20 protein-coding genes are annotated in these 21,859 nt (G+C 40.5%); 10 read left to right on the forward strand and 10 right to left on the reverse strand.

Annotation, left to right across the window (positions count from 1 at the left end; translation table 11 throughout):
* Positions 1-32: 32 nt before the first annotated feature.
* Positions 33-491 carry a DUF2947 family protein gene (locus tag AC0L46_RS01570; RefSeq protein WP_473505271.1) on the reverse strand — a complete coding sequence of 153 codons (459 nt, stop codon included), beginning with the start codon at positions 489-491 and terminating at the stop codon, positions 33-35.
* Between the two features lie 143 nt (positions 492-634).
* Between AC0L46_RS01570 and AC0L46_RS01575 the strand changes: the two genes are divergently transcribed.
* Positions 635-826, forward strand: coding sequence for a hypothetical protein (locus AC0L46_RS01575; RefSeq protein ID WP_473505273.1), 192 nt, complete (start codon positions 635-637; stop codon positions 824-826).
* A gap of 138 nt (positions 827-964) precedes the next feature.
* Entirely contained in the window at positions 965-1,612 is a 648-nt protein-coding gene (locus AC0L46_RS01580) for an HAD family hydrolase (protein WP_473505275.1), read from the forward strand.
* Here AC0L46_RS01580 and AC0L46_RS01585 read toward each other — a convergent pair.
* Entirely contained in the window at positions 1,605-2,633 is a 1,029-nt protein-coding gene (locus tag AC0L46_RS01585; protein WP_414682048.1) for a nucleoid-associated protein, read from the reverse strand. The genes AC0L46_RS01580 and AC0L46_RS01585 overlap by 8 nt on opposite strands.
* A gap of 88 nt (positions 2,634-2,721) precedes the next feature.
* Between AC0L46_RS01585 and AC0L46_RS01590 the strand changes: the two genes are divergently transcribed.
* From AC0L46_RS01590 to AC0L46_RS01600, 3 genes are all read left to right on the forward strand, one after another.
* On the forward strand, positions 2,722-3,036 hold the full coding sequence (locus tag AC0L46_RS01590; protein WP_473505277.1) for a hypothetical protein: 315 nt from the start codon (positions 2,722-2,724) through the stop codon (positions 3,034-3,036).
* 90 nt (positions 3,037-3,126) lie between these two features.
* Positions 3,127-3,549, forward strand: coding sequence for a VOC family protein (locus tag AC0L46_RS01595; protein ID WP_473505279.1), 423 nt, complete (start codon positions 3,127-3,129; stop codon positions 3,547-3,549).
* 122 nt (positions 3,550-3,671) lie between these two features.
* Entirely contained in the window at positions 3,672-4,295 is a 624-nt protein-coding gene (locus tag AC0L46_RS01600) for an OmpA family protein (protein WP_473505281.1), read from the forward strand.
* A gap of 56 nt (positions 4,296-4,351) precedes the next feature.
* Here the strand turns inward: AC0L46_RS01600 and AC0L46_RS01605 are convergent, their stop codons facing one another.
* Entirely contained in the window at positions 4,352-5,134 is a 783-nt protein-coding gene (locus AC0L46_RS01605) for an SDR family NAD(P)-dependent oxidoreductase (RefSeq protein ID WP_473505283.1), read from the reverse strand.
* A gap of 214 nt (positions 5,135-5,348) precedes the next feature.
* Here AC0L46_RS01605 and AC0L46_RS01610 point away from each other — a divergent pair, with 214 nt between their 5' ends.
* Positions 5,349-6,152, forward strand: coding sequence for a FadR/GntR family transcriptional regulator (locus AC0L46_RS01610; protein ID WP_473505285.1), 804 nt, complete (start codon positions 5,349-5,351; stop codon positions 6,150-6,152).
* Between the two features lie 290 nt (positions 6,153-6,442).
* Here AC0L46_RS01610 and AC0L46_RS01615 read toward each other — a convergent pair whose 3' ends face one another.
* The 7 genes from AC0L46_RS01615 to AC0L46_RS01645 all read right to left on the reverse strand — a co-directional run bounded on the left by AC0L46_RS01615 (position 6,443) and on the right by AC0L46_RS01645 (position 16,937).
* Positions 6,443-8,197, reverse strand: coding sequence for a sodium:solute symporter family transporter (locus tag AC0L46_RS01615; protein WP_414682043.1), 1,755 nt, complete (start codon positions 8,195-8,197; stop codon positions 6,443-6,445).
* Positions 8,198-8,655: 458 nt separating this feature from the next.
* Positions 8,656-10,809: a heparinase II/III domain-containing protein gene (locus AC0L46_RS01620; RefSeq protein ID WP_473505287.1), complete on the reverse strand. Its 2,154-nt coding sequence runs from the start codon at positions 10,807-10,809 to the stop codon at positions 8,656-8,658.
* Between the two features lie 4 nt (positions 10,810-10,813).
* Positions 10,814-12,958: a heparinase II/III domain-containing protein gene (locus AC0L46_RS01625; protein ID WP_473505289.1), complete on the reverse strand. Its 2,145-nt coding sequence runs from the start codon at positions 12,956-12,958 to the stop codon at positions 10,814-10,816.
* A 347-nt stretch (positions 12,959-13,305) separates the two neighbouring features.
* The gene (locus tag AC0L46_RS01630; RefSeq protein WP_473507081.1) at positions 13,306-14,508 is read right to left on the reverse strand and encodes a GGDEF domain-containing protein; all 1,203 of its coding nucleotides are present in this window, start codon (positions 14,506-14,508) and stop codon (positions 13,306-13,308) included.
* Positions 14,509-14,636: 128 nt separating this feature from the next.
* Complete coding sequence (locus AC0L46_RS01635; RefSeq protein WP_414682039.1) at positions 14,637-15,269, reverse strand: hypothetical protein; 633 nt, start codon at positions 15,267-15,269, stop codon at positions 14,637-14,639.
* On the reverse strand, positions 15,270-15,623 hold the full coding sequence (locus AC0L46_RS01640; protein ID WP_414682038.1) for a response regulator: 354 nt from the start codon (positions 15,621-15,623) through the stop codon (positions 15,270-15,272).
* A 183-nt stretch (positions 15,624-15,806) separates the two neighbouring features.
* Positions 15,807-16,937 (reverse strand): BaiN/RdsA family NAD(P)/FAD-dependent oxidoreductase, encoded by a 1,131-nt coding sequence (locus tag AC0L46_RS01645; RefSeq protein WP_473507083.1) that lies wholly within the window; start codon positions 16,935-16,937, stop codon positions 15,807-15,809.
* 398 nt (positions 16,938-17,335) lie between these two features.
* Between AC0L46_RS01645 and AC0L46_RS01650 the strand changes: the two genes are divergently transcribed.
* The 4 genes from AC0L46_RS01650 (at position 17,336) to AC0L46_RS01665 (ending at position 21,859) form a co-directional block, all read left to right on the forward strand.
* Complete coding sequence (locus tag AC0L46_RS01650; protein ID WP_473505292.1) at positions 17,336-17,917, forward strand: hypothetical protein; 582 nt, start codon at positions 17,336-17,338, stop codon at positions 17,915-17,917.
* Between the two features lie 125 nt (positions 17,918-18,042).
* Complete coding sequence (locus AC0L46_RS01655) at positions 18,043-19,338, forward strand: imelysin family protein (RefSeq protein WP_473505294.1); 1,296 nt, start codon at positions 18,043-18,045, stop codon at positions 19,336-19,338.
* An 80-nt stretch (positions 19,339-19,418) separates the two neighbouring features.
* Positions 19,419-20,801, forward strand: coding sequence for a di-heme oxidoreductase family protein (locus AC0L46_RS01660; protein ID WP_473505296.1), 1,383 nt, complete (start codon positions 19,419-19,421; stop codon positions 20,799-20,801).
* Positions 20,801-21,859, forward strand: a complete 1,059-nt coding sequence (locus AC0L46_RS01665; protein ID WP_473505297.1) for an imelysin family protein — start codon at positions 20,801-20,803, stop codon at positions 21,857-21,859. The genes AC0L46_RS01660 and AC0L46_RS01665 overlap by 1 nt, the downstream gene beginning before the upstream one ends.

The following is a 21,859-nucleotide window of genomic DNA, read 5'->3' on the forward strand; positions in this document are numbered from 1 at the left end:
AAACACGAGTTAAGACGTTCTCAATAACAAATTCACCCATCCATTAGAGTGAAACTGTGCTGCCTGTTTCTTCTTTTTCCAACCAAAACAGGACCATTATCAAGAAACAAGAATGCCTTCCATGTTCGTTTAAAAACGCTCCATGAAAGCTCAAATACTAATTCATTGTGGCAGCAAAAAAAGACGGTTGTATCCTCTCCCCAATTCGCAAAATGCGTCAGTAATTCCTCTGGCAATTCCACTTGCTCACTATCCCACGAATTTTCCCATTGAGCCTTTATTAACGTAGCTTTGGAAGATTCTGAAGCCAACCAATCTTGGTCTGTAAAATGATCTGGATGAAGTTGATCAGAGCTAATGTAATCCCGCCAAATTTGACCCGCTCTCTGCTCACTTAATAGATGTATTTTATCCAAATCGTCTTTTTCAACTTTTGGATCATTGCGTTTAAAAATCCAACTTTTTGAGAAGCTTTCTAATGGTTGATACAAGCTGATTTCCTTAACAAATTCTAATGATGAAAAAAACTAACCTTAAGCGTGAAAAAGGATCGTTTGCCGAATATCACAAGTCTATTTAATATTGAAAACGTTGTAATAAAACAACATTTTAATAAACCAAACAGGAGAATATCATGGACTCTCAAGAACAATATGAAGCACTTTTAGCAAAATGGGGCTTTGAAGACACTGGTGCTGCTGACTATGCTCGCCGTCAAAAACGTGCTCGCCAAGTAAAAGCAGTTGTTGCTTTCTTTAAAACAACAATAAGCGCTATTAAAAAGACCAGCGATCGCCCACAACACCTAAGCCAAGCAAACCTATAATTCCATAGATACAGTCTATAATTATATCGTAAATCACGACTTTAAAGGGGAGAAAAATAATAAAACTCCCTCCCTTTCCTTTCTTAAACATCTTCAAATTCGTTATGATCTAAACTCACTCACAACGAAGTTTATTTTATGCCTCACTTCTATAAAGCAATCATTTTTGACTGCGATGGCGTCATTGTTGACACAGAAACCATGTCTAACAATATTTACACCTCAATGCTGCGTGATCAAGGTTTGGATATAGACAAAAAGACACTTCTCGAGCAATTTACAGGCTTTACAAACCAAGAAACCATGCGTAACGCAGAAAGACTACTCGGCCGTGCTTTACCTGAAAACTTTGATCAAGAATATCGAGAACAATTCCACCAAATGATCATGACTCAACTTGAACCCATTTCAGGAGTCAGAGAGCTACTTCAGAAAATACCCACTCCAGTTGCGATGGCGACCAATGCTCGACGCCTTGAAATGGATTTAAAGCTAAACAAAATACAACTAATTGACACCTTCTCCGTTCGATTTTGTGTAGAAGATGTTAAGCACGGAAAGCCTGCGCCAGATCTATATTTAAAAGCAGCTCAAGCACTAAATGTCGCTCCTGAAGATTGCATCGTTATTGAAGACTCAGTAACTGGCATCAAAGCTGGGTGCGCAGCAGGTATGAAGGTTTTCGCTTATAGCGCGGAAATGGATCAAGCAACTCAGACGGCTGCGGGTGCAACCGCCTGTTTTGACTCTATGAGTGATTTGGAAATATTGCTCGGTCTTAGTTAGAAACAGACTGCAGTTGTTTAAGCAGACTCTTTGGTAGATCCTTGATAACCAAGGTTCCTGAGTCTGCATCAAACACAACAGACTCTCCTAACAATTCACTGTCAAAACTTAAAGTCAAAGCACGAGAACTGCCCGATAAGCGAGTCAGCTTTTTTAGAGCCGCTTTCTCAACAAAAATCTCTTTCTCCATTTTAAAGCTATCTGAATCTGCAATTTCTAAAAACTTATTTGCTTGCTCAATAGAAAAACGAGACTCAACTTCAGAAGCAATCGATTTAATCTCAAGAGGCTCGCGATCTTCCGCTCTCGCCTGACAATGCTCGGAAACTACTTTTTTAAAGTCATTTGCCTGCTTAGACGGCAAGCCTTCAGATTGGCAAAACGCTGATGTTAGGTCCACTAATTTACGCGTCTCTTTTGCTGCAACTTTAGGCTCATCACAACCAATGAACTGAGTAAAATACTCACTTTCAAATTTAGGTGCACGACCAAAACGAAAAGCAATATATCGCCCTTCATCTCCCCCTTGCCAAGCGGTCAAATTGATACGCAATGCCATATGCAATTTTTCCATTTCAATTTGCTCAACTTGAGACAAGCTAAGGTCAGCACCTAGACCGATCCCCTGCTTACGCTTCAACATAACAATGTATAAAAAGTGGGTATCATGTAGCTCGTAATGGTTAAACCACAACAAGCCACCACCCGCTTCTTCTACTGGCTCAAGATGCTTCAAATATTCCGCTGCACATTCTTTTGTAAACGCAGAAAAATCCAAAAATGCATTATCTTTAAAATACTTAGTAAGCAAGGCTGGAAGCTGCGCTCCTTCTTCACTCCCTTGAGGGTTGGCAAATCGCCCTGTGTTCATTCCAGAGCGATTAAATAGATTCGTCACCTGAGCAGAAAGCGCTTCAGCTTGTCCATCAACAGGGTTCTCATTAGGACGTGCAATTAATATTGCCTTACGTTCGCCTTCATGTTTTTGAATCTCATGCACAATTAAGTTGCTAATAGACACCAGCTACCTCTTACGTTTAATATGAATAATTAATGGTCAACTCTAAAACCACATCGTTTTAAAACAGGATTCACCTCAACCAAACACTATGATAAAACCTAAGACAACGAAAAAAGACACACGGAAAGAGCTTGAGTCTTTAGTAGATCAATTTATCAAAGCAAAGGGAGAGATCCAGCAAATCGACATGGGCGAGTCTGGCCTAGTTGATGGAAAGTATAACACGAGCCACATGGGCTTTAGCGAGCCCAAAAAAGAGCGTACGCCATTAAATCATGTTGTTGCCGCTTTACAGCAAAAAAAGAAACCATCCCCTCCTACGCCTTTACCCAAGAAAAAGCCGAAAAAGAAAATTATCTATGACGACTTCGGCGACCCAATCAGATGGGTTTGGGAAGAATAAGAATAAATTATTGATATTCCATAATACCTTTGTGTTGCATTCTGTAGGCTGATTAAATAGGTACACAGTTTAAGCAGATAGGAATTTATTATGTCCATAAAATACTTGCACGCTATGATCAGGACAAATAAACCAGAAGAAAGTCACACCTTTTACACCAAAGGATTAGGTTTAATAGAAACCAAACGAAAAGATAATGAAAAAGGCCAGTTCACTCTTATTTATTACGCCACAGAGCATGGCGCACCAGAGATAGAGCTTACACATAACTGGGGTGAACAAAGCTACTCGAATGGCAATCAATTCGGCCATTTAGCTTTCGAAGTGGATAATATTTATCAAACATGCGACCATCTTCAGTCTATGGATGTTATAATATTACGTCCACCAAGAGATGGACGCATGGCCTTTGTTAAAGATCCAAACAACATTTCCATTGAGCTACTTCAAAAAGGAGAGCCTCTTGAAATCGCTGAGCCTTGGATTTCTATGGAGAATATTGGAAGCTGGTAGTTACATTTCATTACAAATTAGCTTTCTATGCCGAACAAAGCTACAAAAAGGGGCTAGCTAGCTTGTCGGGCTTTCATTAACCTTTAATTATCAGGTTTATTTATAAAGAGTGGTAATCGATCATGAGCACTATTACAAAAGTTATTAGCTTTGGAATATTGTTTGCGTTTAGTCATTTAGCTTCAGCTGAAAGCTTGTACGCATCAAAAGTACAGCCACGTCTTTCAGATGAAGACAGAGATGGCGTTATTGCTGCTAGGGACCTATGCCCAGATACACCTATTGGTTCAGCAGTAGACAACAATGGTTGCTCAAGCCAGACAACTAAGCTTCTTTCAGTAGAATTAAATATTCTATTTGATTCCGGTAAAGCTGATATCCACCCTCGCTTTTACTCTGAGCTTAAAGAGCTGGCTTCCTTCTTAAAAAGCCACCCAACAAGCACAGTTATTATTGAAGGCCATACTGACGATAGAGGCTCTGAAGAGTTAAACAAAACACTGTCCCAAAAACGAGCAACAGCGATCGCAGACGTTTTAGTAGATAGCTTTAGAATTAAGCAAGAAAGAGTAAAAGGTATTGGGTATGGCGAAAGCCGACCAATCAGCGATAATGATACAGAAGCAGGTCGTGAGAAAAACCGTCGAGTTGTAGCTGAAGTGATTGCAGAACAACAATTCGCAAATAAGCGCTGGACTATTTATAGTGTCGACACTAGTGCAAATACAGCTTTAAATAATAGATAAAAGAGAAAAGAGGTATTTCCCCCCTTTTCTACTTTATTCTTCAACCTATCTTTAAATCATGGGCACATCTGTCCACCATTAACATCAAGTATTTGCCCTGTAATGTAACCACTACAATTATGCGAAGCAAAAAACGCAAACGATGGGGCGAGCTCTTCTGATTCAGCGAAGCGCCCAAAAGCAATGCTTCCCGCAATTTTATCTTTTAACTCATCACTTTTATCGGCATGAAATAGCGTATCAACTGTACCTGGCGATACAATATTGAATCGGATGCCATCTTTTGTATATTCCTTAACCCAGTTTCGATGAATATTATGCAACCATGCTTTTGAGGCTGCATAAACTCCAGCTCCTAAGCCACCACCTTCTCGCCCCGCAATGGACCCAGTACTAATCACACATGCCGTCTTACCGGATTCTGCAGCTGAAGCCCGCAAATATGGAATGGAATATTTTGTTGTCATCAATACAGAGCGGGCGTTTAAGTCCATTACATGATCATAAAAGTCATCATCCATCAACTCCAGACTCGAACGACCACCCAAACCACCAGCATTATTAATAAGTACATCCATTCCACCAAATCTATCAATAAACGATTCGACCATTTTTTTACATTCAGTACTTTTGGTTAAATCTGAAGGGATGAAAAAAACACTATCAGCCTTTCCTAATGCCGTTAGCTCATTTATCACTTTATCTGCAGCAGCATTTTGAGAGCGACTATTAATAGCAACCTTCGCTCCAGACTGTACAAACAATTTAGCCACAGCCAAACCAATACCGGCCGTTGAACCCGTTACCAAAACTCTTTTTCCAGCTAAGTCACTAAACATCACCTTCTCCTTTTTCCAACAATAGTATGAATATAAAATGTACAGCGCACCTTTTACAAGCGGCCTTCCCAGAGAAGACCCAACAAGATAAAGAAAAAAATTACAGTTAACAAGTCGAAAATATAGGAAATAAGCCAATTTTCAGTTCAACTTTCTTTAAATTCATAAAAAAAAACACATAAATGTGTTAAAATTACTGAATAGACATTAAAACTTGAGCCAAAAGCCATTTAAACAATCGCCTCCAATGCTGGAAATGAAGGACACCATGACTAATAATAATAATTTTTCAAGCATCTCTACATCATCAAGAAGCTTACATGTACAGGTTGCTCGCAGTATTGCACGCCGAATTTTATCTGGAGAATTAGCCCAGGGTTCTATCGTTCCAAATGAAATGACCCTCTGTTCCCAATTTGGCGTTAGTCGAACAGCTTTAAGAGAAGCCATCAAACTTCTCACCTCAAAAGGATTACTAGAGTCACGCCCAAAGATTGGAACAAAAGTTGTAAACAGAGCTTATTGGAACTTTCTAGATCCACAAATGATTGAGTGGATGGATGGCCTTAGCGACTCAAAAGTATTCTGTAGTCAGTTTTTAGGACTTAGAAGAGCCGTTGAGCCTGAAGCATGTGCATTAGCTGCGGTGAATGCAACACCAGAGCAAAGGGATGAGCTTTCTAAAACCTTTGAGCAAATGGTGAAAATTACGAAAAACTTTAACCAAGAAGCATGGACTGAAGTAGACCTAAACTTTCATCGATTAATTTTTAACTCTACGAACAATGATTTTTACCTTCCGTTCGGAAACATTCTGACTACTATGTTTAAAACCTTCATCATCCACTCTTCAAAAGATGGTGATGTCTGTTTAAATGAACATCGTTTGATATACGAAGCGATTATGGCAGGAAACAGCAAAGAAGCTCGAGAAGCGTCACAAGATCACCTTCAATCAGGTAAGCACCGACTACCAGATGAACCCCTGACTGTTCCAGTGACAGCAGCAGTAAACTGATAAGTAAATAGCTCTCTCAGAGTTGATTCTTAACTCTCAGCCCCACCAATAACTCAAATACAAAGAACAACATCGTCAGACATTCTCCTGACGATGCAAAGAAGCAATCCTTTCCTGAAAACCACCAAACTTATTCCCTTTCATAATATCTCTTTCTGCTTTTTTCATCTCTAAAGCCATACCCCATCAGAGCGCGCAAAGAATCGAAAGCAAAAAAAGAGGCATAACAATTTAATTGTTATACCTCTTGGAAACTAATATTTTAGTTTAACTGGTGTTATTAAGTCTGCTTAAGCTTCCGCTTCTACAGAGTCATCAACAGCCTTAACTAACAACAAGCCAACTGCTAATACGATCACACCACATAGTAGGAACACAGCGCGCCCCCATAGCGGGTTAGGAATAATACACATACCCATTACACCAACACCAGCGATGGCAATTAATGTACCAAGCATCTTACGTTGCTTGTTATCCAATGCTTTTTGTTCACTACCTTCAGAAACCAAAGGAGTCGCCAAATTATTGAAGAATAAATCAACATCACGTTGACGCTCTTCACTAAGAGGCTTGTAGAACAAGACAGACAATACAAAGAATCCGCCAGTGAAAACAATGTGAGCCAATAGACCAATGGCAACTTTAGAGTCAGACCATTCACGCTTAGTTAACTCTTCAAGCCCAAATACGTTCTGCACAAGTTCTGGAGTGATAACAAAGCCAACGTAGTAAGACACCAAGCCACCTACAACCAATGTACCCCAACCAGCCCAATCAGGTGTTTTCTTAATAAAGAAACCTAAGAAAGCAGGAATTGTCATAGGGAAACCAATCAACGCACCTACGTACATCATGGTGTCGAACAAGCTCAACCCTTTCAAAGAGTTAATGAACAAGGCGATCAAGATAATAGCGATACCGAAGAAAGTAGATGTTAGCTTTGATACAAACACCAACTCTGTTTCAGCTGCTTTTGGACGTAAAATTGTTTGATAGAAGTTCTTTACAAAAATACCTGAGTTACGGTTAAGACCAGAGTCCATAGAGGACATAGTTGCAGCAAACATCGCAGCAATCAGTAGTCCAACCATACCTACTGGCATGTATTCTTGAACAAAGTACAAGTATGAGAAGTCTGCTGCTTTACTACCTTGCTCAGGATAGATAGCGGCTAAATCAACACCCTGACCCGCTAAGAACCAACTAGGCATAAACCAAATTAGAGGACCCATTGTCATAAGCACACAAGCTAACAGCGCTGCTTTTCTAGCATTGTTAGAGTCTTTTGCTGCCAAATAACGGTAAGCATTCAACATGTTGTTTGTGATACTGAACTGCTTGAAGAAAATGAATATAGCCCAGATACCGAAGATGCTTAGGTAATTTAAGTTATTACCCGTTAGGAATGATCCACCTTCATCTGTAGGGAAGTTAGCAATGATCTCACTAACACCACCGCCTTGAACAATAGCCACAACAGCACATGTTACGGTTACCGCCATGATAATGACCATTTGCATGAAGTCAGAGGCAATAACGGCCCAAGAGCCACCTGTTACAGACATCACCAAGACTACAAGACCTGTAACCCAGATGGTTGTAACCATATCAAAGCCGAAGATACTAGAAGCAATGATAGCCAATGCATTCAACCAAACACCAGCCGATACAACACTATTTGGCATACTAGACCAAGTAAAAACTTGCTCATTTTTCGCACCAAATCGCATACGAATGGCTTCAATAACGGTAATTACACGAAGCTGTCTAAATTTAGGAGCAAAATACAAGTAGTTCATTAAGTAACCAAATGCATTCGCAACAAAGATAACAGCGACCGCAAAACCATCGTTATATGCTTTACCGGCTGCCCCTGTAAATGTCCAAGCACTGAACTGTGTCATAAACGCAGTTGCACCAACCATCCACCACAACATATTACCGCCACCACGGAAATAATCACTTGTTGTACTGGTGAAAGTTCTAAACATCCAACCAATGGCAATTAAGAATAAAAAATATATTCCGACGATAAGAATATCCACATCACTATCCTTTTATTTTTGTAATATTGCTAGCTATCACATGATTTAAAAAACCCCACAATACAAGTCGTAAAGCGGGAATAACCAATTCAACCAGACACTTCAAATCAACTTGCCAACACCAAATCGAGCAGTGAATTACAGCAAGATGACCCTGGATCAAAATTGAAAATCTTTAAAATCTTTTCTACTTCAAGGCCAAGGCGACCGAAAGTCGTGAACTTGTACTTTTATAATAAAATAGTACAAATAAAAAACACTCGAGAGCAAGACATTTTTCCCTGAATACCGAGCCTTTTTGATACAAATCAGCTCAATAATCTCAGGCTTTTACACAATGATACAAAACACAAATATTAGAGTGAGTTTTCGCTCATTGTTCTAGATAAAAACCAACTTATCTTATGATAAGTTGGTTTACCCTAATCACTCTATTTAAGAGTTAAATCCATTATTAATTAGAGTGCTGAAAAAGCACCTTTCCAACTAAACACACCATGGCTCGTTGAAATCGTGTGCTCATTGCTTTGCTCACCAGCACTTCTATTTGAAACCCCGAAACGATATACAGAGCCAGTAACAGTTTTGATTTCAATCACTGTACCGTCTGCATTCTCAGCTAGAACTTCAATTTCAGACACCAGACCTCGAGCCCCATCTGAAGCCTCTATCGACTCATTAAAATAGCCATGAGTTTCTAATACAGAAGCAAAAACATGATTACTACCAGACTGTCTTAAGATAAAAGCAGGCTCCGCACGCAAGTTGAAATCAGGATCATTCGCACCGATACGAGTAAAGATAACTTCACCACCTTTTGGCGCAGTCGAAATAAGGCTGTAATAGCTGCTGTCATGCAACCAGCTAACCAAAGCACTGCCTTCAACCTTTCCTTCTCCTGTCTTCCATAAATGCTGGTAGCCATTATCCGCACCTAAAGGAGAAAGCTTAGCCGGGATACTGTAGTCAAAATCTGTACGAATGATTTGTCCTTTGAAATGGAACGGCAAGTCATACTCATGCTCTTCATCAGATAAAATTCGATAGACATCAATAACCAATGGCTTCTCGAACTCTTCAATGTCCGCAACCAAAATACTTCGCTGCATTGTGACACCGTCATAATAATCTTCAATTATGGCGCTGGCACCTTGCAACTTAGTGTCTTCCACTTCAAAGAAATGCTTTTGACCAAACTTAGTTTCCGCCAATGCAGTATTGAATTTATTCTGAGTTTTTTGATCAACAACCACCGTATTATGCGCAACAGTCTGCTTACAGTAGGTTTTATTCTCTGGAATATAACGACCACCAAATTTAGGTTCAACATTCACCCAACGACCAAAACCGTAATCCTGCAAAACCTCATGTCCACGGTTAAACACACTCATATGTAAACCATCATAATGCCCATGATCTAATGCAGAGTGATATTGATGATCTGAGCCATGCTGACCAAACCATAACAACACCATGGTGTCGTCTTCTTCAGAGTCACGATGACGAAGAATACTTACGCCACCTTTTTCGCCTTTTGGCCCATCACTCAAGAAAATACTGCCCCAAGAGAAAGGTTTAATTTCTTTGGCAGTTAAGACTGCGGTAGATAATGCCGCACCAGAGGTATGAATCCATACATCTTGCTGATGGTTCGCCATACTGATAAGCGTGTCATTTTGCTCATAGCGCTGAAAACAAACACTTGTGGCAATAATTACACCTTCATCATTAATACTGATTGTCTTAGAGGAATCATTAAGCGCTGGCAAACTACCGTCAGGGAAAGCTGTCGCCATCACAGCATAAGAAGTCGTTTTGATAACCGAGTTGTTATATTCGTAAATCTTCAACTCAGGTTGACGACGCTCAATCGTTTCTGCGAATAAAAAGATGGGGCGCAAGGAAAAGCGATGATAATAAGGCCCTTCCATATAATAACCGTCAGGAGAGAACAAATTATCCAATTGAGCTAAAAAGCCACCACTAGTACGGTCTAACTTCAAACCGTAAAGCGCTTTATCAACAGACTCTTGATCCCCAATGGCATAACCACAAATACCAACAGCAGCCACAGCCCATAAGCCATGATTGTGAACAATGTCGAAGTCTTTACCGTAAGTGACAACGAACATGTGAATCATTGGTTTAAACAAGTTCTCAGTAATCAGCGTTCGCTCATCATCCGTTAACGTGTGGTAAACACAGCTGTATGCACAAGAGGCATAAAGCATCCACATATTTTCATTCAATGTTTGATGGAAAAGCTTGCCCGGAGGGTTTGAGTCACGACTTGTATTGTCTTCTAATTCTGGATAAACATGCGCGTATTTCGTCAATATGGTCACAATGTAGTCACGATACACATCGCTCTTTGTGATCAAAAATAAGCGCGCAGCAATGTCCATAATAATATAGTTCTGCTTATGACGATTATGCTCGTAACCGCCCGCTTCGCCTTGTTTAGTCGGCACTTCAACACCAACACTGTCCATGTAAGCTTTCACTTTCGCCATATCGCGACGTAAGCCTCGACCCAGCAAAGAATCTTTTTCTAGCTCTTCTGCCAATACCGCCGCTTCATCAAAGCTTAGTAATAATGGTTGGTAACTCATATTCTTATTCTCCTTCAGCTGGACAGATGTTTAATGAATAGAACCCTGTCCAACGATATTCAGCGCCACCAAATTCAAGCTGGTGCTCAGTACTTTCTTGGCAATCTAGTTGGTTACTCACCATCAAGATAAAGATTGCATCATTGGATGTAATCTCAACAACAGAGCCCAAGTCGTTATGGCCAATCACTTTAATGTTTGAAATCTTGCCTCGAGCATTTGTTGATTGCTCAAACTCTTCATTGAAATAGCCATGAGTTTCCAAAACAGACGCAAATAAAGTGGTGCCGCCTTGACTACGTAGTGTAAAGCCAGAATCATTTCGTAAATTGAAGCTAGGATCCGCAGCGCCGACAGTCGTGAAAATCACTTCATTGGATTTATTTGAGCTTGTACCCAACCAAGAGTAATACGCATTACCTTGCAACCAACTCACTAGAGCACTTTCTGGCGCACTGCCAGAAGCTAGCTTCCATAAATGCTGGTAACCATTGTCTGCGCCTAATGGCTCTAATTCAGCGCATGATGTATAAGTGAAGTTCGTTCTGACAATTTGACCTGCATATTGATGGGAATAATCGTAACTATGCTCTGTGTCCGTTTTTAAACGGAACAAATCAATCAACAATGGCGCTTCAAAGTGTTCATCATTCAACAAAAACGCGCTTCGTTGCATTTTCACATCATCGTAATGATCGTTCGCAAAAGCACTTACGCCTAAACAAGTTTCATCGTCACCAACAAAAAAGTGCGGGATCCCGTGAACACTGTCTGCTTTATCTACATCAAAATTGTTTTGAGTTTTCTGATCGACTGTCACTATATTGTGTGCAATCGTTTGACGGGCGTAGGATTTATTCTCATCCAAATAGCGGCCGCCAAATTTAGGTTCAACATTAACCCAACGAGCAAAGCCGTATTCTTTCAATACCTCTTGGCCACGGTTAAAAAATGTGATGCCAAGCGTATCAAAATGACCATGTCCCATGCCGTGTTGGCCATAGTTCATGTTCAATTGCGCGATATCGTTATTTGCTCCTTGAAGACGCAAGAACCCTTGAGCCCCCTTATCACCTTCTGCACCTTCATTTAATTCGATACTAGGCCAATAAGGAACGACGATATCACCGGATTTTTCTGCTTTTTCATGTTCATTCGATAGAGACAAACCACACGCATGCAACCAAACTTCACCTTGAAGCTCAGCCATACCAACAATATTTTCGTCGCAACCATAATGCTCAGCCAATACGCTAACAGCCACTTGTACGCCAGCGTCTGTAATTCCCATACTACGAGAAGCGTCATTTAGTGCTGGAAACTTACCGTTTGGATAAGCTGTAGCAAGCAAAGCTTTCACCGTTCGACCGATAACGCCATCTTTGTATGCGTAAATATCCACTTCAGGCATATGACGATGCAGTATTTCAGCAAAAACACAAGTTGGGTAAATGGCATAACGATGGTAATAAGGGCCTTCAATGTAATAGCCCGCTGGAGAGAAAAGCTGCGAAATTTGGGCAAGGAAACCACCTGTTTCATTATTTGCCATGCCATAAACCGCTTTATCTAGGTATTCGCGCTTACCGATTACCAAACCACAAATACCCACTGCCGCGACAGCCCAAATACCGTGATTATGAATACGGTCAAAGTCATGACCATATTTAACAGTAAACATGTCCAACATAGGGTCAAACAACTTATCAACAATATGATTTCGCTGTTCTTCTGTCATTTCATGGGATACGCAGGAATATGCCAAGCTACTAAACATCAACCAGCAATGTTCATTGAGTATTTGGTGAAATAATCGACCGGTAGGATTGGTGTTTTTTTGAACGTGGAAGCCGAAAGTAAGGTATTTATCGGCATAGAGAGAAAGTAATTCGATGACGAAGTCGGCATACTTTTTTTCTTTTGTTACAAGAAATAGGTTACCCGCCAAATGCATGTACTTGTAGTTTTGCTTATGGCGATTATGCTCGTAGCCACCAGCTTCACCATGACCAGGCACTTCTAATGGCAAACGCATAAATGCATCAACTTGTTCTTGATTGCCGGCTATGGTTTTCCCCATCAAACTGGAATGCCCGACCTGAGCCTGCAATAAATTAAGCTCATCACACGTAAATAATACTGATTGCATGTACATCGTCTCCATCACTAAATTCGTATTTATTTTAATTTGCGCATAATAAAAGCATACCGCGACTCGCCCTAACCATTGGCAAGCCCCGGTATGCTTTTATTAACTTAGTGCTTATTAATGCTATTATAATACAAAAAAATCAATCCAACAGCAAATACAAGATAGCAAACAACTGCTATAGATCTATGAAAATCACAATTTAGTAATAGAAGAAAATTCTGTGATGCAAAGAAACTTTGATAAAAAGCAGCCTAATCATTGCCGCATGCATGACTCGAAAAAGCCAACATAGCCTTAGCGGACTCTCAACTCACTACAAAAACCACTCTCAACAGTCACCGGAGCTACTTTTCGGAATACATTTCCTTATCTGCAAGATGAATCAACTCATCGAGATTATGGCCATCATTAGGATAACAAGCATGACCAATTGAAGCTGAAATGGAGATAACATCTGAATCACATAGAAAAGGAGACGATATTTTAGACTTCAGTGTTTCAATATAATCACCAGGAGTGGCCTCCTTACGAATAACAAGAAACTCATCTCCACCAATCCTGAAAGCCGAGTCATCTTCTGACAAACAACTCTTTATACGCTGAGAGATTTTAATAAGTACTTTATCGCCAAACTGATGGCCAAACTGATCATTAATCTCTTTAAATTTATTTAAATCAACGAAAAACAAAGAAAGCCCCACACCACTAGCCTTCAAGCCTTCAGCATCCATCTCACGCTTGTATCCATCAAACTTCTTCATCAGAAAAGAGCGGCTAAACAGCCCCGTAAGCTCATCATGGCTCGCCATGTAGCTTAACTTTTCAAAGCTCATTTTCCACTCAATCAAGCTCGAAATAAGGTCCCTGATTTTAGTGACTGTTTTTCCAAAACTTACATCAAGGATGTGCTCTGAGCTCTTCACAAACTCAACAACGCCTTTTATGTTTTTATCTGAAAAATCCACCAAAAAGAGATTCGTTTTATATTCATTCCCTAGACTCTCCACCATTTCGGCAAGACTCTCCCCTTCAAACTCTTTATGCTGTATGAGCTTCTCACAACGCTTAAGCACCGCACTATTATTATCTTTAGGATAGCGAAACCCTTCCCCTTCTTTTAAGAAGGAGAACTTAATAGATATAGAGCTCACATTCCAAGAGATATCATCGATCAAGCTTGCGATAAAGCCTTCCAGACTGACACTTAAATCCGAGGCTTTTTTGAAATAATTACGCTCAATAGTTAATAAAGACTCGTTCACACGAATCTGCTTTTCTCTTTTAACTAGCGACGTATAATCAACAATACGAATAAGAATACCGACCTTATCTTTCAACGGAGAAATCAGCGTAGAGATATGAAGAGGCAACCGAACAGAAGCCTCCTTATTTCGATACAAAGGCAAGATATTCTTATGAATTTTATGAGAAAGAATGCGACTTAATGATGAGCTCATTGCATTATCAATAGAATCTAGAAGCTGCTCCGAGATATCCCCCAAAAAAACAGCGTCCAGTGTTTTATTCAAATAATCTTCTGTTTGCATCACACCATGATCTAAAACCCAGTCATTGAGGTATACAATCTTACCTTCTGGGCTAAGGATAATGATGCCGCCTTCTATACTTCCAAATGATGAAAGCAAAACATCAATCGGTATCAGGTCTTTCATCATTACGCTTCTTCCAAACCTTTAAGGTAGTCTTGTAACGTGCTTTTGAAAGTGCCATTTTCTGTTAAGTCGATAACAAACACCAAATGACCAGACAAGTCACGGCTCTTCAAACTAAAGTCAATTTTCAAAAGCATAACAACTACTTCCAAATCACTTTTGGAAATAAGCTGCTCCATCAACAATTTGGGGCGCGTGTTAAATGTGTCAGGAAGCATAGTACTTAATGGCTTATTAAGAATATTAGAGATAGTCGATAAGCAATTATTTAAAAGAATATTTCCCAATTCAGACAAAGCTTCTTCTTCCAGCTCAGCATCAACCTCTACATCAAGCTCATCGCCTTCTCCTAGCATGACATTTACAAGATCAAGGCTGCGAGATTCAGGAAAAAGCAACGCTGCTTTACCAGCGAAGAAGCCAGAAAAAGACTGACTGACACCTGTCAACGAATTAGGCAGTCTTTCTTCGAAAGCATTCGTCGCTTCTTCTAACGACAAAAACTCTAGCATCGGGACTTTTAACACGACTTCTTCATTGGCTATCTGAGATAAGGACGCTGCAGACTTACCGACACCAATATTGACAAGCTCTACGACAAGGTCAAACTCATCTTCAGATAAAAAATCACTCATTTACACACCTACAACTTTAGCAAGTTCTTCTGGCTTAGCTGGCTTTGCTATGAAATCGATTCCCATTGAGATAGCCCTATCTTTGATAGCGTCCTGAATGTTTGCTGTAACAAGCGTCTGCTTTATTTTTGGGTAATCCTTCAACAAAACTTCGGCCAATTCGAGACCGTTTCTATCCGGCATATTGTAATCGATCAGTGCAAGATCAATGCTCTTTTCCTGTAAAAGTAACTCGGCTGCATCTGCGCTTGCCGCTTCACTAATTTCAAGGGAGTCATCCAGTCGCTTTAAGCTTTTAGATAAAGCAAGGCGACTTACCTTACTGTCATCAACTAATAAAATCTTTAATGGCATAACAACTCCTCAATAAAATGCCTAACATTAGGTTATGGAGTCATAATACGGAATTCACCCAAGATTAAGTCAGGTATTGATAGGGAGTTTTGTTACTGTTTGTCGTGGATTGTATCTTTCGTTACAAAGCTAGAAGCATTAAAGAACTACCATATTTGAAGTCATTCAAACTCCCAGCACAAATCAAACATACTGACCTGCACAATAGCCACTCGCCCACGCCCATTGAAAGTTATAGCCACCGAGCCAGCCTGTCACATCAAGCACTTCCCCAATAAAATAAAGTCCTTTTTGCTTCTGAGACTCAAAAGTCTTTGAAGACACTTCACTGGTATTCACACCACCAAGAGTCACTTCTGCAGTTCGATAACCCTCAGTACCGTTTGGCGCAATATCAAAGTCTGTCAAATAGTTATGTAAGGATTCAATTTGTTGATTCGATGTTTGTGCTGAGCGCTCGTTTAACCATGTAAACTCCTTTTTAACCAGCTCAACCAAGCGCTTTGGGAGCGTATTAGACAGTACACTTTCAAAGCTTTTCTTAGGCGTATTTTGGCGAACAGCCAGTAAATCATCTAGCGACATATTAGGAGCAATATTAATTGAAAGCTCTTCTCCAGGCTGCCAGAAATTCGTAATCTGAAGTATTGATGGACCACTCACCCCACGATGAGTAAACAGCATCGGTTCTTGAAAAGTCGTTCCGCCAGCAGAAGCGGCAATATCACAAGCAATACCTGATAGTTCAGAAAATTGCGCCTTTCTGTCCGGCTGCACTGTAATCGGTACCAAACTTGCCCGAGTTGGTAAAATTTCGTGCCCCACTTGCTTAGCGACATCATAACCAAAGCCAGTCGCACCCTTTGTAGGAATCGATAAACCACCTGTTGCAACAACCAATGAACGACAAACAAAAGTCCCTTGAGACGTACTCACAAGAATGTCATCAGTTCGATAATCTATTGAATGAATCTTAGTATTTAGCTTTATTTCAGCACCAGACCATTCCAACTCAGTCATCAAAATACTCAGTAAATCTTTTGCAGAATGTTGACAGAATAATTGGCCGGGCGTTTTCTCAACATACTCAAGTCCATGACGATCAACCAAATCAACAAAGTCTTGTGATGAAAAGCGGCGAAGTGCAGAAATACAAAAATGAGGGTTATCAGATAAGAAATGTTTTGGGGCAGCATCTATATTAGTAAAATTGCAACGCCCTCCGCCGGACATCAAGATTTTCTTTCCAGCCTTATTTGAATGATCCAAGACCAGCACTTTTTTACCACGATAGCCTGCGGTCGCGGCACACATTAAACCTGAAGCACCAGCACCAATCACCACAACATCAACTTTATCCACAACTTACCTCATCACTTAAATGTGGCTGCATTATAGAGCCTCAGTTTAACTTTTACACTGGATTGCGACGCTTTTCTCTAAACAGCATCAAGCAATTCGAAAAACAAAATATTGTCCACAAAATCCGTTAAGAAGGCTGTGGGAATCATAAAATACTCCTTTTAATTCAATAAGATAAATAAAATCAAACATTTATTAAAAAATATTTACAGAAAACAAAAAGCAAATAGAAGCAAGAGCCAATGCAAAAAAACAGCAAATATTTCAAAAAAGATCTATACAAAAAAACTGTATAATTATACAGTACTGTATAAACAAACAGTAAATATTGGTTTTTAAAGGATATGATTATGATCACTATCAAAGCCCCTATTCGCAGAACTCACAAAGTGACACTCGTCGCAATTATAGCGCTTGCTTTGTATGCGCCAGCAAAAGACGTCATTGATATCATAAGCAAGCATTTTTCTAAGCAAACCATTCAAATAGTTGATGCTTCTTTTGGAACCAACATGCCATGGCAAGAAGAAAGCGCCTCTTTTCTAAAAGTAAGCAACAATGCTCAATCAACACTATCTAGATCACAAGTCATCTACACGAAATTACGTCTAAGTAACCCAACAGCAGAAGTAAAAACATATCGTAAAATTTGGCTAAACTTCACTCACGAAAATGGTGATCAGGAATACACAACTGACTACACACTATACAACACAGAAACACGCCAACGCTTAATAGGCCAATCAATTGAGCTTGGACCAAACAGCTCGATAGATGTTATTGCTGCCTACCGATTCATTCCAAGCTATAAAAATAAGTCTCCAGTTACAATGAGCGTTTCTTGGGAAGGGCAAAGCCTGCTGAGAGACAAAGCATGCGAATACAACCTTCATAACGCATCGAACACTCGATTTCATTACCAATGCGACTAAATTCATTCGCTCGATATGAAAAGAAACAATGAAATAAAAAAGATAAGAATGTAAGCAATGCTTCGTTGATAATCGTTTTCATTTCTAATATGATGATTTCACAAACTAATATTGGAGCTCGAAACATGAAACGATTGTTAACCCCTATCGCAATCTGCGTTGCCGGTGCAATGCTTACAGCGTGTGGCCCAGCGGCAGTAAAAAATGAGTCTAGCAAAGTAACAGCGGATGCTGTTGTTGTTCATTATGCTGATATTGCTGAAGCGATTTACAGTGACTCTTTGTCTACAGCAAAGACTTTACGTTCAACAATCGATACATTCCTAGACAAGCCTACAGAAGCCAACTTGCAAGCTGCTCGTACTGCTTGGATTGCAGCTCGCGCACCTTACCAGCAAAGTGAAGTTTACCGTTTTGGTAATGCCATCGTTGATGACTGGGAAGGTAAAGTAAACGCTTGGCCACTAGATGAAGGTCTTATCGATTACGTTTCTCAAGACAGCTATGGCTCTGAGTCTGATTTGAACCCTCTATATTCAGCAAATGTTATTGCGTCTACTAGCCTAACAATTGGCGGCCAAACAGTAGATACAACAAACATCACTCCAGACTTGATTGCTAATACTTTACAAGAAGCAGATGGTGTTGAAGCGAACGTTGCAAGCGGTTACCACGCAATTGAGTTTTTACTTTGGGGCCAAGATCTACATGGTACTAATCCTGGTGCCGGTGAACGCCCAGCCACAGATTTCGACCTAGAAAACTGCACAAACGGAAACTGTGACCGTCGTCGTGATTACCTAATGGCAGCTACTGATTTGCTTATCTCTGATTTAGAAGAAATGGCAAACAACTGGAAAGAAGGCGGCGCAGCTCGTGTTGCTCTACTAGAGCAATCTACTGATGAAGGTCTTGCAACAATACTAACAGGTATGGGTAGCTTGGCTTACGGTGAGCTTGGTGGCGAAAGAACCAAACTTGGTTTGATGCTACATGATCCAGAAGAAGAACATGATTGCTTCTCTGATAATACTCATTGGTCTCACTACCATGATGCGCAAGGCATTAAAAATGTTTACTTAGGTGAATACAAGCGTGTAGACGGCAGCTGGGTTAAAGGCCCATCTCTATCTAAGCTGATTGCTCAAGAAGACATTGCACTAGACCTTGAGATGAAAGCTAAGTTGGAAACAACAGAAGCTGCAGCACAAGCTATGGTTGAAGCCGCTGAACATGGCCAGACATTCGATGTGTTGATTGCAATGAACAACACCGCAGGCAACCAATTGGTTCAAACATTTGTTGATTCATTAGTTGATGAAACTCGTGTAACTGAAGAGATCATCCACCACTTAGACCTTCAAGGTATCGCTTTAGAAGGTTCTGATAGTTTGGATAACCCAAGCGCGGTATTTGAATAATACCGCAACCCCTACATAATAATTAAATGGGGTGCATGGAAGGATCTGTCATTTAGTCAGTTAATGGTATTTGTCTATTTATGACACACAAGTTAAAAGCAATAAACTTTAGTATAGCTGGCATCATTGCCAGCTTTTTTTATTTCCAGAACGACGCTTTTGCCAACACCTATTCAAATCCCATTTCAGGCATAAAGCTGGAAGATAAACTCGACTTCAAAATCGGAGAATCTGTCTTTCAAAAATTTTGGGTCCCTTCACCTTCTTCAACCACAGCAAGCGATGGTTTAGGCCCTCTCTATAACACTCGATCTTGCAACAATTGCCACATTAATAACGGGCGAGGCCACGCCCCTGCAGCAGGAATAAGTGGAGCTTCAGTACCTTCCTTTTTAATTCGTTTCGGAAGAGCTTACGAAGAACTCTCACCGGTAGCCGATTTTATTTATCCAAAGATTGGAGACCGCCATTATGGCAGTCAGTTTCAAGGCCATAGCGTTCAGGGAATTCAGCCTGAAGGTGACTATTACCTCTCATATGACCTTCGCATAGAAACACTAGCAGACGGCACAGAAGTAGAGTTAAGAAAACCCAAGCTTCATTGGACAGCTCTCAATTATGGAAACTTAGAGGATAGTACTGGAATTAGCCTTTTGGTTGCCCCAGCACTGGTTGGAATGGGTTTATTGGATAATATTCCGGGTGCTACAATTGCAGCCAATGCTGACCCTGATGACAAAAATAAAGACGGTATTAGCGGTCGTATCAATTGGATCCCTGACGGAAATAATGGGAAAACAATTGGACGCTTTGGCTACAAAGCTTCTACCCCAAGTGTTAGCTTTCAAAACCAACAAGCATTTAATATTGATTTGGGATTATCCACTCCAATTCACCCTGCTCCATCTGGTGATTGCACCACACTTCAAGAAGAGTGTATGGCAAGCCCAAATGGCAACAGTGAACATTTGGGTAACCTAGAGGTTGATAAGCAACAATCGGATTTAGTTGATCTTTTTGTTTCTTTATCCTCACCGCCCGCCATGCGTAATCTTGGCGACTCCACTTTCAGAGAGGGAAAAACAATCTTTGATAATGGAGGTTGTGCAAGTTGCCATATCCCCAAAATGGAAACTGGTGAACATGCAACGTTTGAAGCACTTGAAAACCGAACATTCTATCCTTTCACGGACATGCTACTGCACGATATGGGACCAGAATTAGCAAGCGGTTTTCCAAGTTTCTCCGCAACACCAAGCGAATGGCGTACAGCGCCGTTATGGGGAATTGGTTTATCTCATAAAGTCTCTGGAAGACAAGGTTTCCTTCACGACGGACGAGCAAGGACAATAGAAGAAGCCATTCTATGGCATGGCGGAGAAGCAAAACAGAGTCAACAGTTTTACAAACAATTAACTAAAGAACACCGACAAAAACTTATTTACTTTTTGGAGTCGCTTTAATGAAATATTTCCCGAAGTTTGTTGCTTTAGCCGTTAGCGTAACCTTTCCCTTAATCGCATCGGCAGGCCAATGGGAAGGCCCTCTTAATGGCATAGTCGATAAAGTTGTCAAACAAGGCTATGAATCTTACTCTATCTCTGCCGAAGCCCTACAAAAGTCCAGCCATGAATTTTGCGTCTCTCCTTCAGAAACAAACCTCAACTTGGCCCAACAAGCCTTTAAAGAAAACGCCTTAGATTGGCAACAAGTCCAATGGCTTAACTTTGGCCCTGTAACCTACTTCATGCGCTATTACGCTTTTGAGTATTGGCCAGACAAAAAAGGCGTTACTCAACGTCAATTAAGAGCATTAAGCCAAGGCGACCCATCCATCATGGACGCACCTAAGTTTTGGACTTCTGCCAGTATCGCTGTACGTGGTTTAACCGCTATTGAAAGTCTTCTTTATCACCCAGATTTCGACCCAATGAATTCAACCAGTCATTGTAGTTTGTTAGAGCGCGTTGCAGATCACCATCTAGAAAGCGCAAAAGCAGTCGCACAGCAATGGCAAGAAAGCAAAGCGCAAGATTGGGTATTTGATGAAGAAGGCATGGGATTTGATCCAGAAGAAGTTGCACTAGAGCAATTTCTTCAGCAATGGATTGAGCACATGTCTGCGGTCAAAGACTCCAAACTAGAAACTCCAATTGGTTATAATGGCCGCGAGAACTTAAAGTTAGCTGAGTTCTACCGCAGCGATTTGTCGCTACAGACAATGCAAAAGAATTTGAAATCATACCGTGAAATTTATCACTCAGGTTCACCTTCTTTATTTGACATAGCCAAACAACGTAATCCGGTCGTGGCAGATCAACTAGAGCAGCAGCTAATTGAAAACGTTAAATTATCTTTGCAACTGCCAAGCAATTTCTTTAAATCAGATATGCCACAAGAAGAGAAAGTTGCGCTTGCGAAACCTTTAGTGAAATCCATTTCTAGCAGCCAATCTTACCTGTCTAGCTTAGTCACCTCTCTAGGCTTTCAAATTGGCTTCAATAGCCGAGACGGAGACTAA

The organism is Marinomonas sp. 15G6-16, assembly GCF_055809555.1.

Coding starts and splice junctions, on each gene's coding strand:
- AC0L46_RS01575 (WP_473505273.1), top strand. CDS start 635: ATGGACTCTCAAGAACAATATGAAGCACTTTTAGCAAAATGGGGCTTT.
- AC0L46_RS01580 (WP_473505275.1), top strand. CDS start 965: ATGCCTCACTTCTATAAAGCAATCATTTTTGACTGCGATGGCGTCATT.
- AC0L46_RS01590 (WP_473505277.1), top strand. CDS start 2,722: ATGATAAAACCTAAGACAACGAAAAAAGACACACGGAAAGAGCTTGAG.
- AC0L46_RS01595 (WP_473505279.1), top strand. CDS start 3,127: ATGTCCATAAAATACTTGCACGCTATGATCAGGACAAATAAACCAGAA.
- AC0L46_RS01600 (WP_473505281.1), top strand. CDS start 3,672: ATGAGCACTATTACAAAAGTTATTAGCTTTGGAATATTGTTTGCGTTT.
- AC0L46_RS01605 (WP_473505283.1), bottom strand. CDS start 5,134: ATGTTTAGTGACTTAGCTGGAAAAAGAGTTTTGGTAACGGGTTCAACG.
- AC0L46_RS01620 (WP_473505287.1), bottom strand. CDS start 10,809: ATGAGTTACCAACCATTATTACTAAGCTTTGATGAAGCGGCGGTATTG.
- AC0L46_RS01625 (WP_473505289.1), bottom strand. CDS start 12,958: ATGCAATCAGTATTATTTACGTGTGATGAGCTTAATTTATTGCAGGCT.
- AC0L46_RS01630 (WP_473507081.1), bottom strand. CDS start 14,508: ATGCAAACAGAAGATTATTTGAATAAAACACTGGACGCTGTTTTTTTG.
- AC0L46_RS01635 (WP_414682039.1), bottom strand. CDS start 15,269: ATGAGTGATTTTTTATCTGAAGATGAGTTTGACCTTGTCGTAGAGCTT.
- AC0L46_RS01640 (WP_414682038.1), bottom strand. CDS start 15,623: ATGCCATTAAAGATTTTATTAGTTGATGACAGTAAGGTAAGTCGCCTT.
- AC0L46_RS01645 (WP_473507083.1), bottom strand. CDS start 16,937: ATGTGTGCCGCGACCGCAGGCTATCGTGGTAAAAAAGTGCTGGTCTTG.
- AC0L46_RS01650 (WP_473505292.1), top strand. CDS start 17,336: ATGATCACTATCAAAGCCCCTATTCGCAGAACTCACAAAGTGACACTC.
- AC0L46_RS01655 (WP_473505294.1), top strand. CDS start 18,043: ATGAAACGATTGTTAACCCCTATCGCAATCTGCGTTGCCGGTGCAATG.
- AC0L46_RS01660 (WP_473505296.1), top strand. CDS start 19,419: ATGACACACAAGTTAAAAGCAATAAACTTTAGTATAGCTGGCATCATT.
- AC0L46_RS01665 (WP_473505297.1), top strand. CDS start 20,801: ATGAAATATTTCCCGAAGTTTGTTGCTTTAGCCGTTAGCGTAACCTTT.